Source organism: [Eubacterium] eligens ATCC 27750 (genome assembly GCF_000146185.1).
Classification (GTDB): domain Bacteria; phylum Bacillota; class Clostridia; order Lachnospirales; family Lachnospiraceae; genus Lachnospira; species Lachnospira eligens.
Window position 1 is genome coordinate 1,138,077 of the sequence record NC_012778.1, and the last position, 17,509, is coordinate 1,155,585.

Genomic DNA, 17,509 nt, shown 5'->3' on the forward strand with positions numbered 1-17,509 from the left:
TATTATTCTCCTTTCGAATAAACCTTTAATTCTTCTTTAATATTATTAATCAGTCCAAGATTATACTTAGCTTTCATCTTCTCAGATAACACAATATCATGAATACGGCCGACACATAAATCGACTTCATCATTGATAACTATGTAATCATAATCCTCAACACCTTCTGCTTCCTCTGCTGCTCTTGAAAGACGGGCTTTAATTGTCGCCTCATCTTCTGTTCCTCTGCCACGGAGTCTCTTTTCAAGTTCTGCCGCTGACGGTGGTGTTATAAACATAAGCACTGCATCCGGGAACATTCTCTTGATATTCATGGCACCCTGTATCTCAATCTCAAGAATAACATTGTTACCCTTATCAAGCTGTTCTTCAACATATGCCTTTGGTGTTCCGTAATAATTGCCAACATACTGTGCATGCTCTATTAAAGCATCTTCAGCAATCATCTTCTCGAATTCTTCTACAGTCTTAAAGAAATATTCTCTTCCATCAGCTTCGCCTTCTCTTGGCTTTCTTGTTGTAGCTGATATAGAAAGTGAATACTCGTCATGAAGCTCTAAAAGTCGCTTCATAACAGTTCCTTTTCCTGCACCAGAAAATCCTGAAATAACTAATAATAGTCCTTTGCTCATATAATTACCTCATTCTGCACATAAAGTGCACAAGTTATTATACCTAACAAGCCCGAAACAATCAAGTAAATTTAATCAAAACCAATTAAAAATATATTGAAAGCCTACTCAATGTTCTGAATCTGCTCTCTTACCTTCTCAATCTCAGTCTTTAAGTCAATAGCTGCATTAGATATCTCAATGTCATTAGCCTTAGATAGAGTTGTGTTAGCCTCTCTGTTCATCTCCTGTGCAATGAAATCCATCTTTCTTCCAATGCCGCCATCCTCGTTAAGACATTTTCTTGCATGCTCGATATGGCTTCTTAATCTTACAGTTTCTTCGTCAACACATATCTTGTCTGCGTATATAATAACCTCTGTTGCGATTCTGCTCTCATCAATAGTTGTATCGCCAAGAAGTTCTTTAACCTTACTCTCTAACTTGCTGCGGTATTCCTTCATAATTTCAGGACTTCTCTTTTCAACAAATGCAACAAGCTCCTCCATGTGGTCTAACTTTCCTAAAAGATCTTTCTTAAGATTCTCACCTTCAAGAATTCTTGTATTAACAAACTGTTCTAAGGCTGCCTTCATGGCTTCCTCTATAAAATGCCACAGCTCCTCTTCGTCTTCCTGCACTTCATCCATTGTGATAACCTCTGGAAATCTGGCAAGACCTCCAACAGTCATATCATTTTTAAGATTGTATTTTTCGGACATATTATTAAATATAGCCATATATTCATCAGCTATATTCTGGTTGAACTTAAGATTAACCTGACTTTCTGAATCATCCTCATAATTAATAAATATATCAATCTTGCCTCTTGTTGCATACTTCTTAAGTAAGTCTCTCATTCTGCTCTCGAATACATTAAGCTTCTTAGGCATCTTGATACCTGCTTCAAGATATCTGTGATTAACTGACTTAATCTCAACTGAAATTTTTCTGTTACCTTTAACTATTTCACTCCGGCCAAAGCCTGTCATACTTTTAATCATTGTTTCTATCCTTCCATTCGCATATAATGCTTAGGAAAGTATACCAATTTTTGTGAAAGATAACAAGACTTACAGCAATAAGTATGTTAATATAATGCAATAAGATTAATGAATATTAATTAAAGGAGACATTATGGCATTCGATGGAATTACAATATCCAGTATTGTTAATGAATTAAACAACACAATTAACGGCGGAAGACTTTACAAGATATCACAGCCTGAAGCCGATGAAATAATGCTTACAATAAAGACACAATCTGGTCAGTACAGACTTGTTTTATCTGCAAATGCATCGCTTCCTCTTGCATATCTTACAGACGATAACAAGCCATCCCCTGCTACTGCACCGAATTTCTGCATGCTTCTTAGAAAACATTTGAATAATGGAAGAATAATATCTATAACACAGCCAAAATTTGAGCGTGTAATTGATATTGAGGCAGAACATTTAAATGAACTTGGCGACCTGTGCAGAAAGCACATAATCGCAGAATTCATGGGAAAGCACAGCAATATAATATTATGTGACGACAATAATACTATATTAGACAGTATCAAGCATATATCAGCACAGACAAGCTCAGTCAGGGAAGTTTTACCTGGTAGACCTTATTTCATTCCTAATACTTCTGACAAGATTAATCCGCTTGAAGCTGACAGAAAGCATTTTGACGAAACAGTATTTTCAAAGCCTGTACCTGTTGTCAAGGCGCTGCTTTCAAGCTATACAGGAATAAGCACATGTATAGCAGAAGAGCTTGCATACCGTGCCGGAGTTGATGGCGGACACCCTGCCAACTGTCTTGATGAGCCTATGAAAGATGCATTATACAACGTATTTGACGCACTTATGTCCGATGTAAGAAATGGTATCTACCACCCCGATATGGTAACTGACAACGGTGTGCCTGCAGAATTTGCCGCTGTGAAGCTTTCTATGTATGACAACCACACAGAATATGATTCTATAAGCAGATTGATTATCGATTATTACAGACAGAAAGAGATTGCAACACGAATCCACCAGAAGTCTGTTGATATAAGAAGAATTGTAACAACACATCTTGAAAGAGCATACAAGAAGCTTGACATTCAGGAAAAGCAGATAAAGGACACTGAAAAAAAAGACAAATACCGTATCTACGGCGAGCTTCTTACAACCTATGCTTACAGTATTCCTGCAGGTTCTAAGGAATATGAAGCACTTAATTACTACGATAATACTACAATTAAGATTCCGCTTGATAACACTCTCACACCAATTGAGAATGCCAACAAATATTTTGCAAGATATAACAAGCTTAAAAGAACCTATGAAGCCGGAATCCGTCTTATTCAAGAGATTACTGAAGAAATAAGTTACCTTGAATCTATTATCAATGCAATTGAGATTTCAGTAACAGAGGCTGATCTTGCTAACATTAAGGAAGAGCTTATTGAAACTGGATATATTAAAAGGACTGTTAAAGGAAAGCACAAAATCACAGCCAACAAGCCGATGCATTTTGTATCAAGCGATGGATTTGACATATATGTTGGAAAGAATAACATACAGAATGACGAACTTACCTTCAAGACAGGCAACGGCAATGACTGGTGGTTTCACGCCAAGCAGATGCCAGGCTCTCATGTACTTCTCAAAACAGATGGAAAGGAAGTTCCTGACAGGACATTTGAAGAAGCAGCAAGCCTTGCCGCCTATTACTCTAAAGGCCGTGAGCAGGAAAAAGTTGAAGTCGATTATGTATTAAAGAAGGAAGTTAAAAAGCCTGCCGGTGCCAAACCGGGATTCGTTGTGTATTACACCAACTACTCAATGGTTGCAGACACGGACATCAGCAAAATAAAACAGTTATAAAAAATTGGCTGAATCAGAATCTGAGGTGTCACCTCATCTGACTCAGCCATTATTTTTATTTATTCACTGGTTTTAATGCAATACTTACAACTGCCAGTATAACTGACGCACAATCTGCCACTATCCACGGCATATACTGGATTGCAAGTGAAGATTTGCCCGAAACAATAATCATAAGAATTACACTTATAACAACATTTATAACAAATATACCTGCCAGCTTTCTCATATCCAGAAGCCCGCTTATCACAAGATATATCAGTATGTATGCAGCCGTCATGCACACGCAGAAAGTTACAAGATACATGTAAAATGCGTTATCAGTCATGTCACATAATGATATATCAAGTGTAAGATATCCAAACAGTGCCGGTGGATTAAATGCATATATAACAGATGGTATTATCGTTACAAGTGCCGGAATACCTATACCTGCCAACATTCCTGCCCTGCAGCTTAATCCCTTGATAACGCCTGATTGTATAATTATACAAATAATGGTTGCTATTAAAAGCATTATCATCCATGACCAGTTAAAGAATATTTTATTGCCAATATAATATGCCGTAAGATATTCATTAATTGTCATTCTTTGTGAATCACCATTTCTTATAATCACAGACAATATATCCTGTCTTATAAAACCAGCCCACGCATAAATTATAAGCGCCGGAACAAGGTAATTTACAGCATTTGTTTTCTTATTCTTAGCGAACATCTTTATGCGCATAATTCCAGAACTTTTCACCATTAATAATTCAAGAATTCCAAGAACTATTAAAAGGATATACAGAACAGGAACTTTATCAAGTAACTGGGTTGTCTCAATCTGTTCTTTCACTACTCCGTCAAGATACACTGAATCAATCATTGCATGCATGGATACTGATGACTCCCATATTCTTGCAAACAACAGCAGCATACCTGTCAATAAATTCAATATTGCAGATACAAATGCAGCAATTCCTGTATTACCGATTCTTAAAAGGATTCCTGCCACAGACATTGCCGTAAAAAGGATTGTAAGTGAAAAGAACAACTGATAAACAACATTAAAACCTGTATAATAATACAGATTATATACTGAATTCTGGCTTTCCGGAATGTTGAGTGCATTATTATTCATTTTACTGATTATCTGAGCAAATTCATTACTTCCTACAGGAACAAGAAGAATAAACAGACTCAGAGCCATAAGAACGGCGAGGCTTAAAAGCCTCACCCTTGTAATCTCATCTTTTTTCATAATCCTTCCTTTTCAGGGAAACAATTAATTAACAGATACTTTAACGAAAGATTTCTTACCCTTCTTAACAACTACTCCGTCTCCTTCGAACATACTCTTAGGGAACTTAGCTGCTATATCTGCTACCTTCTCTCCATCTACAGAAACACCACCCTGCTGGATAGTTCTTCTGGCCTCTGACTTAGTTGTTGCCAGTCCTGCTCCAAACACAAGATTAATTGCATCAATTTCATCATCTGTAAAGCTGTCTGCTTCAAGCTTTGCTGTAGGCATGTTAGCTGCATCCCCACCAGTAAAGATTGCCTTTGCTGTAGCTTCTGCTTTCTTAGCTTCTTCCTCACCATGAACAAGCTTTGTAAGCTCATAAGCAAGAATCTCCTTAGCCTTGTTAAGCTGAGCACCTTCCCAGCTATCCATCTTGTCAATCTCTTCAAGTGGAAGGAATGTGAGCATACGGATGCATTTAAGAACATCTGCATCATCAACATTTCTCCAGTACTGGTAGAAATCGTAAGGACTTGTCTTATCCGGATCAAGCCATACAGCACCTGAAGCTGTCTTACCCATCTTCTTACCCTCTGAGTTAAGAAGAAGTGTGATTGTCATAGCTGAAGCATCCTTATCAAGCTTTCTTCTGATAAGCTCTGTTCCACCTAACATGTTGCTCCACTGGTCATTACCGCCAAACTGTAAATTACAGCCGTATTTCTGGTATAACATATAGAAATCGTATGACTGCATAATCATGTAGTTAAACTCAAGGAAGCTTAATCCCTTTTCCATTCTCTGCTTGTAGCATTCAGCTCTTAACATGTTATTAACTGAGAAGCATGCTCCAACCTCTCTTAAAAGTTCTACATAGTTAAGATTAAGAAGCCAGTCAGCATTATTAACAAGTAATGCCTTGTCATCTGAGAAATCAATGAATCTTGCCATCTGCTTCTTGAAGCAGTCAACATTGTGCTGAATCTGCTCTGGTGTAAGCATTTTTCTCATATCTGTACGTCCTGATGGATCACCAATCATAGCTGTTCCACCGCCAATAAGTGCGATTGGCTTATTTCCTGCCATCTGGAGTCTCTTCATAAGGCAGAGTGCCATAAAGTGTCCTACATGAAGGCTGTCTGCTGTTGGATCAAATCCAATGTAAAATGTAGCCTTTCCATTGTTAATAAGGTCTTTGATAAGTGCTTCATCTGTTACCTGTGCAATAAGACCTCTTGCAACCAATTCGTCATAAAGTGTCATTTTTGTTTCCTCTCTTTTCATTTTTCTTATTGCTGCTCGCTCTCTCAGCTCATACTCCAGAACTTCGTTCTGTCGTTGTCGCGGTGCTCCTCGAATGCAAGCGATAATCTCACAATTCATGCAAGCATGATTGTGAGATTTCCGCTTGTATTCTCATCGCTACTCGCGCAAAAAACGAAAGGCTTCCGCCCTTCTTTAAAAGGACGAAAGCCTGAACTTACGTGTTACCACCTTTATTCATGACAGACTCGCATCTGCCACCTCATTAAGTCCACCAGCATGGACTTATGCACTATAACGTGTGCTACTCCGGCTGCCCCTACTTACAAATATGCTTTCAGTTCGCCGCTCCGGAATGTATTCAGTTACCCTTACCCTTGCGCCTCTCATCAACCGGCTGCTTTCTGTAAGTTCAGTAATAACCTACTTGTTTCCATCAACGCTTTGTAATATTAATTGTGTATTACTTATAACATAATAGAATATTAAAATCAAGCCTCATTCCGAAACAAATGTATCAAATTAACACTAGATTGTAACTACTCTCATTGTGTTAGTAAGTCCTCTCTTAGATGAAGGATCAGAAGATGTAGCAATACCAGCAGAAACAATTGCTGTATCTCCTTCTTCTACGAATCCAGCATGTTCAGAAACTACTAATGCATGCTCAATAATCTTATCAGTAGAAGCTTCTGTAGCAGTCTTAAGAGGTCTTACACCCCAGTAAATCTGCATCTTTCTAAGAACGTTATCGTATGGAGAGCATCCGATAATCTCAGCTTCTGGCTTTAACTTAGATGTAAGTCTTGCTGTAAATCCTGAAATTGTAGGACAGATAATAGCCTTAGCTCCAAGGTTATCTGCTGTCTGAACTGCAGCATTACATACAGCGCTTGAAATGCTTCTCTTGCTGTGAAGATTAGAATATTCTACTGAATGTCCTTTAATCTCCCGCTCTGTTCTTTCTGCAATCTTAACCATCATCTTAACAGCCTCTAATGGGTACTTTCCATTAGCAGTCTCACCACTAAGCATAACAACATCTGTTCCGTCGTAGATAGCGTTAGCAACATCAGTAACCTCAGCTCTTGTAGGTCTTGGATTTCTGATCATAGAATCAAGCATCTGTGTAGCTGTGATAACTGGCTTATACTTAGCATTACACTTCTTGATGATTTCCTTCTGAACATGTGGAACTTCCTCAGCAGGAATCTCAACACCCATATCGCCACGGGCTACCATGATACCATCAGCAACTCTGATGATATCATCTATATTAGCAATACCTTCGGCATTCTCAATCTTAGCAATAACTGGGATATCTGAACCATGCTCCCAGAGAAGGTGCTTAATTTCCTCGATACATGCTGCATTTCTTACAAATGAAGCTGCGATAAAATCAAATCCCTGCTCAACACCAAAGATGATATCTTCCTTATCTTTCTCTGTGATGCCTGGAAGTCTGATGCTTACGTTAGGAACATTAACACCCTTCTTAGAACCAAGCTCACCACCATTAATTACTGTACATTCAATCTCTGTACCTTCAACCTTATCAACCTTAAGCTCGATAAGACCATCATCGATAAGAATAATATTACCTGTAGTAACATCTTCTGGAAGACCTGCATAAGTTACCATATTAATCTTATCATCTGCTGGCACCTGTCTTGTTGTTAATGTATATTTCTGTCCCTCAACAAGTGTAACCTTCTTGTCATCCTTAACAGCACCTGTTCTAATCTCAGGTCCCTTAGTATCAAGAAGAGTTGCAATAGGGATATTAAGTTCTTCTCTTACACTTTTAATTAAGGCAAATCTTCCTGCCTGCTCCTCATGGTCACCATGAGAAAAATTAAATCTTGCAATATCCATTCCTGCTAACGCAAGATCCTTAATAAGGTTTCTGTCGTTAGTATTAGGACCCATTGTGCAAATAATCTTAGTCTTTTTCATTGTTTCCTCCAAAATAATTAAAATCTTTTCAAACACATACCTACAATATAATAACATATTTGCGTGTCAAATCAACTAAGTTTTTTATTTAACAAGCTTTACCTTATTTATCACCAGTTACATGGATGTGGGTATATAAGTGGTCGGAACAGTATTCGTAGTTGCCGACGCATTTTGAGCAGAATCTGAATGTGAGGTTTTCGTCGTCAAGTTCTGTCCTTCCGCATACTGCACATCTGTGCTTCGGCACGCCGCGCTTCGCGTGTTGTGCCTGACTTTGTTGTGCCTGACTATCCTTAGACTTATCTCCATATAATGGCTGACCACCATTGCCCTGAGTGTTGCCACTATTCTGCTGCCAATAGTCTTTTCTGGCGTTCTGCTGTGCTTTCTTTGCTGTTCTCATTGCTTTGTCGAAGTTTCTCTGTGTACTGCTCTTTGCAGGGCCTTTCTTGTACAGGAAGAAGAATATTATGAAATTCAGCATTGACACAAGCGCCGCCGTTGCATTGGCATAACACATAATTGCTGATGGTGCAAGAAAACCTGCTGCATACAGGCTGTACCATACATTTCTTGGAAGAAAAGGCACAAGATATCCGAATACTATAGTAATTCCGAATATTACAGCATCAAGTATTGCCATCCATTTAATCTTGATTGGGATAATGAAGAATAATAAAACCTCCATATCCGGCTGCTCCATAGCGAATGCCATGAACAAGGCAAGATTAATATAATTCGTACTTAATTTAAAGCTTAATCCCCATATAAGATAGATAATAAGTGATGCAAGTATATTAAGGATAACTCCTGTAAAGAAGTATACATTAAATCTGAACGAGCCCCATATTCTTTCAAGTACCGAACCAATCAGATAGTAGAAATACAGCACAAATACCACAAATATTATGCTGTTAGAAGGAGGTTGTAATATAAATGTGATGAGTCTCCATACCTGTCCTTTAAAAATCATAGCAAAATCAAGTGAAAAATATGCGTCATATAATCCATTAAAAAATGTATTCATCACAAATCCTATTGCATAAAGGACAATGATATAAAACATAAGATTTTTAATCGCATACTTAGAGAATTTTTTCTCAAATTTAGCAAACCAGTTCATAAAATGTTCCTTTCAGTCTTACACATGTTACAGACTAATAATTCATAATCATATACAAGAAATTATAATAAACAAAACAATATGATGTCAATTAAACTTACTCTTAAGTTCTTAAATTTTAATAAAAATATCCACCATAAATAATTAAAGCTATTTTATTATTTCCTATTAATATTGAAATTTATTCCATTTTACTCTATAATGCATAAGTTGCATAGAAAATGACATATTCTGCGTTTTTTCGCCAAAGTCACTATGCAATGGGTAACTTTTGTATATTTATTTTAAGGAGGACAGCTACAGCTGTATTAGGTTATGAACAAATTCAAATTAGGTATTGATATTGGATCAACAACTGTAAAAATCGCTGTTTTAGATGATAATAATAATATTTTATTTTCTGATTATGAAAGGCATTTTGCGAATATCCAGGAAACACTCCAGTCACTTCTTGAAAAGGCAGTGGCTGAGCTTGGCGAATTTGAAGTATATCCTGTTATCACAGGTTCAGGCGGACTTACTCTTGCCAAACATTTAGAAGTACCATTCACACAGGAGGTAGTAGCCGTGTCTACTGCCCTTCAGGATTATGCTCCACAGTGTGATGTTGCAATCGAGCTTGGTGGTGAGGATGCTAAGATTATCTACTTTACTAACGGTATTGACCAGAGAATGAACGGAATATGTGCCGGCGGTACAGGTTCTTTCATTGACCAGATGGCAACTCTGTTACAGACAGACGCAATGGGACTTAATGAATATGCCAAGAACTATAAGTCAATATACCCTATTGCCGCAAGATGTGGTGTATTTGCCAAGACTGATATCCAGCCTCTTATCAATGAAGGTGCAACTAAGGAAGACCTTTCTGCATCTATATTCCAGGCTGTTGTAAACCAGACAATCAGTGGTCTTGCATGTGGTAAACCAATCCGTGGTAATGTTGCATTCTTAGGCGGACCACTTCATTTCTTATCAGAGTTAAGACAGGCATTTATCCGTACATTAAGCTTAGGTCCGGATGAAATCATTGCTCCTGACCATTCACACTTATTTGCTGCTGTTGGTTCAGCAATGAATTACAGTGAAGATGTATGTGTTCCTGTAGAAGACATTATCGCAAGACTCAAAGGAAAGATTAAGCTTGAATTCGAGGTTGAACGTATGGAACCTCTTTTTGAGAACCAGTTTGCATATGATGAATTCACAAAGCGTCACAGCTCTCATCATGTTAAAACTGCTGATATCGCATCTTACAAGGGCAACTGCTATCTCGGAATCGATGCGGGTTCAACAACAACCAAGGTTGCTTTAGTTGATGAAGACGGTAATCTTCTTTACTCATTCTACTCAAGCAATAACGGTTCACCACTTGCTACAACAATTAAAGCTATTAAAGAGATATATACACTGCTTCCACCAGAAGCCAAGATTGTGCAGTCATGCTCAACAGGTTATGGCGAAGCACTTATCAAGTCGGCTCTTATGTTAGATGAGGGAGAAGTTGAGACAGTGTCACATTTTTACGCTGCTGCTTTCTTTGACCCGGATGTAGACTGTATCATCGATATCGGTGGACAGGATATGAAATGTATCAAGATTAAGAATCAGACTGTAGATTCAGTACAGCTTAACGAAGCATGTTCATCAGGATGTGGTTCATTCATAGAAACATTTGCAAAATCCCTCAACTTCACAGTTCAGGACTTTGCCAAGGCTGCTTTATTTGCGAACCATCCTATTGACTTGGGAACACGTTGTACAGTATTCATGAATTCCAAGGTTAAGCAGGCTCAGAAGGAAGGTGCTGAAGTTGCAGATATCTCTGCCGGACTTGCTTATTCTGTTATTAAAAATGCTTTATACAAGGTTATCAAGATTTCTGACCCTGATGATTTAGGTAAGCATATCGTTGTTCAGGGTGGTACATTCTACAACGATGCAGTTCTTAGAAGTTTTGAGAAGATTACAGGCGTTCAGGCAATCAGACCTGATATCGCAGGTATAATGGGCGCTTTTGGTGCTGCCCTTATTGCAAGAGAAAGATATGACGGTATATCAGAATCATCTATGCTTTCTATAGATAAGATTAACTCTCTTACATATGAAACAAAGCTTACAAGATGTAAGGGATGTACTAACAGTTGTCACCTTACAATCAATAAATTCTCTGGCGGCAGACAGTTTATCACAGGTAACAGATGTGAACGTGGACTTGGTAAAGAGAAGAACAAAGAAAAGCTTCCTAACCTTTTCGATTATAAGTTCCACAGACTCTTTGACTATGAGCCTCTTTCAGAAGAAAAGGCTGTAAGAGGTACTGTAGGTATTCCAAGAGTTCTTAATATGTATGAAAACTATCCGTTCTGGTATACATTTTTCACAAAACTCGGATACAGGGTTGTACTCTCACCTCAGTCAAGTCACAAGCTTTACGAATTAGGTATTGAGTCAATTCCATCAGAGTCAGAGTGTTATCCTGCAAAGCTTGCACATGGTCATATCATGTGGCTTATTAAGCAGGGAGTTAAATTTATCTTCTATCCATGTGTACCTTATGAGCATAACGAATATGAAGGCACTAACAACCATTATAACTGCCCTATCGTTACTTCTTATGCCGAGAACATCAAGAATAATGTAGAAGAACTTAAGTCAGAAAATATAGATTTCAGAAATCCTTTCATGTCATTTGAAAGTGAGGAGAAGATATCAAAAAGACTCGTTGAGGAATTCTCATCATACATTCCTGCCGCAGAGATTAAGTCTGCTGTCAAAGCCGGATGGGATGAAATGATGGCTTGCAGACAGGATGTCAGAAATAAAGGTGAAGAAGTAATTGCTTACCTTAACGAAACCGGAAAGCGCGGTATTGTACTTGCCGGCCGTCCTTACCATGTTGACCCTGAAGTAAACCACGGTATTCCTGAACTTATTAATTCATACGGACTTGCAGTACTTACAGAGGACAGTGTTGCACATTTAGGAACAGTTGAAAGACCTCTTATCATTCTTGACCAGTGGATGTATCATTCAAGACTTTACGCTGCTGCTAACTATGTAAAGACTGTAGATAATCTCGACCTTATCCAGCTCAATTCATTTGGATGCGGTCTTGATGCCGTTACTACTGACGCTGTCAACGACATACTTACTAAGTCTGGAAAGATATATACAGTACTTAAGATTGATGAGGTTAATAACCTTGGTGCTGCAAGAATCAGAGTACGTTCTCTTATCGCAGCATTAAGAGTCCGTGAACAGAAGAATTACCAGAGAAAGATTCAGTCATCTGCCTACCACAGAGTACAGTTTACTGAAGATATGAGAAAGAATTACACAATTCTCTGCCCTCAGATGTCACCAATACATTTTGACATATTAGGTCCTGCCCTTAATTCATGTGGCTACAATATTGAAGTCCTTGAGAACGACAACAAGTCATCAGTAGATGTAGGTCTTAAATATGTTAATAACGACGCATGCTACCCTTCACTTATGGTAGTCGGACAGATTATGAACGCCCTTCTTTCAGGCAAATACGACCTTTCAAGAACTGCTGTGATTATGTCACAGACAGGTGGTGGATGCCGTGCTTCCAACTATATCGGATTCATCAGAAGAGCACTCATAAAGGCTGGTATTCCAGATGTTCCTGTAATCTCACTGAGTGCACAGGGACTTGAATCTAATCCAGGCTTCAGCTATGACATACCAATGCTTAAGAAAGCTATGATGGCTGTTGAATATGGTGATATATTCATGAATGTTGTATACCGTACAAGACCTTACGAGGCAGTTCCTGGTTCAGTTAATGCACTTCATGAAAAATGGAAGAAGGTCTGCATTGAGCAGCTTACTAAAAATAAGGTTCATATGAAAGAGTTCAATAAGAACCTCCGTGCAATTGTTAAGGACTTTGATAATATCCCGCTTAAGGATATCAAGAAGCCTAGAGTTGGTGTTGTTGGAGAGATTCTTGTTAAGTTCATGCCTGCTGCTAACAACCACATTATTGAGTTACTTGAGGCAGAAGGTGCTGAGGCTGTTATGCCTGACCTTATGGGATTCCTTCTCTACTGTATGCAGAATTCAACATATAAGCATGAATTATTAAAGACACCTAAGAAAGGGGCTATTCTTTCAAGTACACTTATAAAGATACTTGAAACCTTCAGAAAGGCTGGAACCAAGGCACTTGCAGAAAGCAAGAGATTCGATGCTCCATCTAAGATTAGTGAGACAGCCAATTACGCTAAAGACTTCGTATCACTTGGCAATCAGACTGGTGAAGGCTGGCTTCTTACCGGTGAAATGATTGAGCTTATCCATCATGGTGTAGGCAATATCGTATGCTGTCAGCCATTTGCATGTCTGCCTAACCACATTGTAGGAAAGGGAGTTATCAAAGAGCTTCGTGCAGCATATCCTGAAGCTAACATAATTGCTGTAGATTATGATCCTGGTGCTTCCGAAGTTAACCAGTTAAACAGAATCAAGCTTATGCTTTCTACTGCTAACAAAAACCTTGCTAAAGAAGAAAAAGAATCTAAAAAAGACGCTTAATTGCTTGTACATATTATAATTCCGATATATAATGGATATAATAAATATGTTCGAAGAGGTGTGATATTATGAGTTTTATGTTATTCATCGGACCAATTATAGGTGTTGCAGTTGCTATTATATCTGCTGTGGTTATCATATCAGTTGTAGCTGCTGCTGTTTCACAGAAAGATATTAACGACGAAGATTAAGAAAAAGGCTTTAACCAGTATTTTCCGGTTAAAGCCTTTTTTAATTCTGTCAATTACAGAATATCTTTCCTATACACTCTGAATAAAACAATTCCTGAAACTGCAAGAATCAATACTATCATCAATGGAACTATAACATTATCCTTAAGCACAATTCCATACGCATATGCATATGAGCGCTCAATAATCATTTTAGAATACACACCAGAAAATGATATTCCCATTATTTTAATTTTAGACAAAATCCCTACCGCCAGTACATTTATATATACCAGAATATATGTAAAAACAGTTGATCTGGTAAGCCAGTATACAATACATATTATAAGCAATGTTGCCTGCATTCTGAGAACATCTGCAAGAACTGATGCTAAAATAACTGTCACTGTACTTACTTTAGCAAAATCACAATATGGCAGCATATATTTTGAAACACTTCCTTCTGCTCCCCAGTTGCATGCCCATACTGCATGATTACTAAGTGATACCACCATAGTAATAACCGCATTAAAGAGCGGAACCAAATATGTTAAAGCAATACATTTTTTTATGCAGCTGCAAAACAGCTTAATCCTTGAATTATATAAAACAATCCTGTTTGGCAATAATTCTGTTTTGATTATTGTAACCATAAAAAAACTAAACAGAACTATTTCATACATACATATGAACCCATTCGACTTCCAGTCAAAAAAGAACAGAAAGTAATCAGCCACACATGCATCAAGTCCTTTCAGATAACCAGACATGAATGGAACCGTTTTCATTATCAGCATGACTGGTATCCCATACGCCAGCATAACGCTTAAATACTTTTTCACTCTTTCATTCATAGGTAAACCCCTTAACTTTACAGGAAATCCCTTTTTCGTGAATATATAATTCCTGCCGTTATAATGCCAGCACATACACACAGCATCATACACAAGCCATATTTCCAGTAATTATATACCTCAGATATCCTATACATCATCATATAATTAATAAAGCAAAACCACTTCATGTAACATATTGATACAACATAATACACTATGCTGACAATAAAACCATATACCGCATTTGAAATATATGTAATAAAAAGCTGAACAATTGCAACTGTAATAAAACATACCAAACACATTAATAACATTATTGCCATATTAGTATTCTGTGGGATATCCCCACTTCCAAGAAAAATCCTGATAGTATTCTCGGAGGTTAATGAAATACCAGAATAAAATCTGCTATTTACTATGGCCATTCCCATCAGAAAATGTGTCGCACATATTATAATCATATATACACATGCAGCAATAACAACAATTAAGCATTTACTAATCCACCAGTATACAGGTGACCTTGACGCTACTATTATACTTTTGCCAAGCGCATTCTTATCAGAATTAATATATAATGCAATTATCAGCAGCAGATACAACACAACAAGCATGCCAAAAATAGGTATATCCATAGGTGTATTGCCACGAATTATGAATTTTTTTGCTCCTTTAAAGAAATACAGCATGGAATCTCCAAAAGATACACCATCAATGATTCCTTTATGTATGAACTTAACTGCACCTGTATAAAAAATCACCGCCTGCAATATACAATATACTATAAATGCTGCAAAAAACTTCCAGCTTGCATTACAAAACCGCCTGATATCTGCCTTGAAAACATTTTTAAAACATTTCATTTAAAACACCAGCTTTTTCTTTAATGGATAATAAGAATACACTAAAGTTATCGTAGAAGACTCTAGCTTTGAAAATTTCTTAGGATTCAGCTGATTAGGTCCCATATATGCCTGAAATCTTACTTCCTGAGTCTGTCCCGGATCTAATGTGATTCTCCTCATCGAATTACTAACCGGCTGTACACCATTGCTTCCGTTAAGCTCCTCAACAACGCATATAAAGCTTGGTACATAATTAATAACCTGATCAGTTGTATTTCTTAATCTTACAGTCATAACAATAATTCTTACATTTTTAGCTTTTTCTTCGCTTACATTCTTATACTGATCTGAAATCTTAGAATAATCCTCAAGAGTATATACTTTAGCATTAACAGGAGTTATCTCCAGCCCGTCTAAATCTGCCGGATTATCTTTGGTATAACTAACCTCCTCTGCATTTGGAAATGCTCTATTAACTCTTACTATCAATGCAATACATACTGCTGCTATGGCAATGCAAGCTGCCGTAATCAAAAATTTATAAAACTTCATTCGCTGCTCCTTTCCAAAAGAATATTACACCACTTACCAGTATAATAATTAACGGTTCCAGAATAAAACCTATAAGTCCATTATCCATAAGAACATTTGATGGACTAATATAAGACATAGGATTAAATGTATACAGTCCAAAAATATTTTTACCGACTGTAGATAACACACCTACACCATAATAAGCGATGAATGGTGAAATCATAACAAGAAATGCATTATCAAATAAAAATGCAACAGCTAATGAAACTACAGAAAAAGCTCCACCATATACAAAAAACTGAACAAGATAAATAATTATGTATACAAATGTATGATTATAAAACAGACATCCCATAAAAGACTTTCCTGAACCGATAAATAATCCATTTTCAACAGGAGAAAGTGCCGGAACACACATCATGGTTGCTATAAGATTCATTAATACAGGCAGAAGGACAAGCATTCCTCCCGAAACAAATGTTGTAATGAATCTGGCTGCATGCACCTTATTCCTCGATGCTCTGCTATAATACTGCAATATGTACTGGTTGTGATTATCCCTTGAAAAATTACCACAGTATGGCAATGCACAGAATAACATACACACATATACATATGCTGTTGCAAATGGATCAAAACCAATAAAAATTCCCATCCATGAATTAAAAACAGAAAAAGGATATGAGGCAACACTTCCATCAAATCCATTAAGAATATCCATATGTGGAATTACTTTATTAATAAAGGAACCTGTTGCAAGCACAACTCCTATAAATAATGAAATATAAAATAATTTATTTTTAAATAATCTTTTAAATTCTATCTTTAATAACACATTTAATTCATGCATTTAATTAGTTCCTCCTTTGTCAGCTTTATTATTTTTGATTCTTCCCTCTGCAATTTCTATTATATCGTCTGATAAATAATCAAGTTCTTCTGCATCATGACATGCAATAATAATAAGTGCTCCCCGTTCTTTATGTTTCATAAGAAGCTTGCTTACCTGCTCTGTTCCTGAATCATCCAAAGCATTAATCGGCTCGTCCAATATTATAATATCAGGATTTTCCATTATTGCTGCTGCTATGCCTAATCTCTGTTTCATACCTAACGAATACTTACGAAAAGTTCTTTTATCATATGGTTCAAGACCGACCTCACTAAGAGTCTCTCTTATTCTTTCATCATCAATTCTTTCTCTTATAGATGCAAGAGTTTTAAGATTCTCAAATCCTGTATAATTGTTAATAAATGCAGGGTTCTCTATAAGAATTCCTATACTGTCTGGAAACATCATATCTTTACCCATTATTTTCCCATTAATATCAACAATTCCATCAACTCTTATAAGTCCTGCAACTGCTCTCATAAGCATAGTCTTACCACTTCCATTTTTACCTTTGAAGCCATATATATTTCCAGACTCCATACGAAGACTCACATTGTCAAGAACTGTTACACCTCTTATTTTCTTTGTTACATTTTTCAACTCAATATACATAT

Annotated in this window: 14 protein-coding genes; 3 read left to right on the top strand and 11 right to left on the bottom strand. The window is 37.1% G+C overall.

Going from position 1 to position 17,509, the window contains the following annotated elements; all coding sequences use genetic code 11:
• Positions 1-2 precede the first annotated feature (2 nt).
• Positions 3-632: a guanylate kinase gene (gmk, locus tag EUBELI_RS05465; protein ID WP_012739363.1), complete on the bottom strand. Its 630-nt coding sequence runs from the start codon at positions 630-632 to the stop codon at positions 3-5.
• A 104-nt stretch (positions 633-736) separates the two neighbouring features.
• Entirely contained in the window at positions 737-1,615 is an 879-nt protein-coding gene (locus EUBELI_RS05470; protein WP_012739364.1) for a YicC/YloC family endoribonuclease, read from the bottom strand.
• Positions 1,616-1,748: 133 nt separating this feature from the next.
• Between EUBELI_RS05470 and EUBELI_RS05475 the strand changes: the two genes are divergently transcribed.
• Positions 1,749-3,476, top strand: coding sequence for an Rqc2 family fibronectin-binding protein (locus EUBELI_RS05475; RefSeq protein WP_012739365.1), 1,728 nt, complete (start codon positions 1,749-1,751; stop codon positions 3,474-3,476).
• A gap of 55 nt (positions 3,477-3,531) precedes the next feature.
• Here EUBELI_RS05475 and EUBELI_RS05480 read toward each other — a convergent pair whose 3' ends face one another.
• The 4 genes from EUBELI_RS05480 to EUBELI_RS05495 all read right to left on the bottom strand — a co-directional run bounded on the left by EUBELI_RS05480 (position 3,532) and on the right by EUBELI_RS05495 (position 9,052).
• Positions 3,532-4,722: a hypothetical protein gene (locus EUBELI_RS05480; protein ID WP_012739366.1), complete on the bottom strand. Its 1,191-nt coding sequence runs from the start codon at positions 4,720-4,722 to the stop codon at positions 3,532-3,534.
• A gap of 24 nt (positions 4,723-4,746) precedes the next feature.
• Positions 4,747-5,970 (bottom strand): tyrosine--tRNA ligase, encoded by a 1,224-nt coding sequence (tyrS, locus tag EUBELI_RS05485; protein WP_041688109.1) that lies wholly within the window; start codon positions 5,968-5,970, stop codon positions 4,747-4,749.
• Positions 5,971-6,498: 528 nt separating this feature from the next.
• Positions 6,499-7,926, bottom strand: a complete 1,428-nt coding sequence (pyk, locus tag EUBELI_RS05490; protein WP_041688110.1) for a pyruvate kinase — start codon at positions 7,924-7,926, stop codon at positions 6,499-6,501.
• A gap of 103 nt (positions 7,927-8,029) precedes the next feature.
• On the bottom strand, positions 8,030-9,052 hold the full coding sequence (locus EUBELI_RS05495) for a rhomboid family protein (RefSeq protein WP_012739369.1): 1,023 nt from the start codon (positions 9,050-9,052) through the stop codon (positions 8,030-8,032).
• A 315-nt stretch (positions 9,053-9,367) separates the two neighbouring features.
• Here EUBELI_RS05495 and EUBELI_RS05500 point away from each other — a divergent pair, with 315 nt between their 5' ends.
• Positions 9,368-13,618 (top strand): 2-hydroxyacyl-CoA dehydratase, encoded by a 4,251-nt coding sequence (locus tag EUBELI_RS05500; RefSeq protein WP_012739370.1) that lies wholly within the window; start codon positions 9,368-9,370, stop codon positions 13,616-13,618.
• Positions 13,619-13,686: 68 nt separating this feature from the next.
• A complete protein-coding gene (locus EUBELI_RS14800; RefSeq protein WP_012739371.1) occupies positions 13,687-13,809 on the top strand; it encodes a hypothetical protein in 123 nt (40 codons plus the stop codon).
• A 53-nt stretch (positions 13,810-13,862) separates the two neighbouring features.
• On the opposite strand, the gene EUBELI_RS05505 is transcribed toward EUBELI_RS14800, so the two are convergent.
• From EUBELI_RS05505 to EUBELI_RS05525, 5 genes are read right to left on the bottom strand one after another with little or no spacing between them, the layout of a single operon-like run.
• Complete coding sequence (locus tag EUBELI_RS05505) at positions 13,863-14,642, bottom strand: hypothetical protein (protein ID WP_012739372.1); 780 nt, start codon at positions 14,640-14,642, stop codon at positions 13,863-13,865.
• A gap of 17 nt (positions 14,643-14,659) precedes the next feature.
• Complete coding sequence (locus EUBELI_RS05510; RefSeq protein ID WP_012739373.1) at positions 14,660-15,487, bottom strand: hypothetical protein; 828 nt, start codon at positions 15,485-15,487, stop codon at positions 14,660-14,662.
• Positions 15,488-16,021, bottom strand: coding sequence for a hypothetical protein (locus tag EUBELI_RS05515; RefSeq protein ID WP_012739374.1), 534 nt, complete (start codon positions 16,019-16,021; stop codon positions 15,488-15,490).
• Positions 16,008-16,853, bottom strand: a complete 846-nt coding sequence (locus tag EUBELI_RS05520; RefSeq protein WP_012739375.1) for a hypothetical protein — start codon at positions 16,851-16,853, stop codon at positions 16,008-16,010. The genes EUBELI_RS05515 and EUBELI_RS05520 overlap by 14 nt, the downstream gene beginning before the upstream one ends.
• Positions 16,854-17,507, bottom strand: coding sequence for an ATP-binding cassette domain-containing protein (locus EUBELI_RS05525; protein ID WP_012739376.1), 654 nt, complete (start codon positions 17,505-17,507; stop codon positions 16,854-16,856). It abuts the gene before it with no gap.
• Positions 17,508-17,509: the final 2 nt, after the last annotated feature.

Coding starts and splice junctions, on each gene's coding strand:
- gmk (WP_012739363.1), bottom strand. CDS start 632: ATGAGCAAAGGACTATTATTAGTTATTTCAGGATTTTCTGGTGCAGGA.
- EUBELI_RS05470 (WP_012739364.1), bottom strand. CDS start 1,615: ATGATTAAAAGTATGACAGGCTTTGGCCGGAGTGAAATAGTTAAAGGT.
- EUBELI_RS05475 (WP_012739365.1), top strand. CDS start 1,749: ATGGCATTCGATGGAATTACAATATCCAGTATTGTTAATGAATTAAAC.
- EUBELI_RS05480 (WP_012739366.1), bottom strand. CDS start 4,722: ATGAAAAAAGATGAGATTACAAGGGTGAGGCTTTTAAGCCTCGCCGTT.
- tyrS (WP_041688109.1), bottom strand. CDS start 5,970: ATGACACTTTATGACGAATTGGTTGCAAGAGGTCTTATTGCACAGGTA.
- pyk (WP_041688110.1), bottom strand. CDS start 7,926: ATGAAAAAGACTAAGATTATTTGCACAATGGGTCCTAATACTAACGAC.
- EUBELI_RS05495 (WP_012739369.1), bottom strand. CDS start 9,052: ATGAACTGGTTTGCTAAATTTGAGAAAAAATTCTCTAAGTATGCGATT.
- EUBELI_RS05500 (WP_012739370.1), top strand. CDS start 9,368: ATGAACAAATTCAAATTAGGTATTGATATTGGATCAACAACTGTAAAA.
- EUBELI_RS14800 (WP_012739371.1), top strand. CDS start 13,687: ATGAGTTTTATGTTATTCATCGGACCAATTATAGGTGTTGCAGTTGCT.
- EUBELI_RS05505 (WP_012739372.1), bottom strand. CDS start 14,642: ATGAATGAAAGAGTGAAAAAGTATTTAAGCGTTATGCTGGCGTATGGG.
- EUBELI_RS05510 (WP_012739373.1), bottom strand. CDS start 15,487: ATGAAATGTTTTAAAAATGTTTTCAAGGCAGATATCAGGCGGTTTTGT.
- EUBELI_RS05515 (WP_012739374.1), bottom strand. CDS start 16,021: ATGAAGTTTTATAAATTTTTGATTACGGCAGCTTGCATTGCCATAGCA.
- EUBELI_RS05520 (WP_012739375.1), bottom strand. CDS start 16,853: ATGCATGAATTAAATGTGTTATTAAAGATAGAATTTAAAAGATTATTT.
- EUBELI_RS05525 (WP_012739376.1), bottom strand. CDS start 17,507: ATGTATATTGAGTTGAAAAATGTAACAAAGAAAATAAGAGGTGTAACA.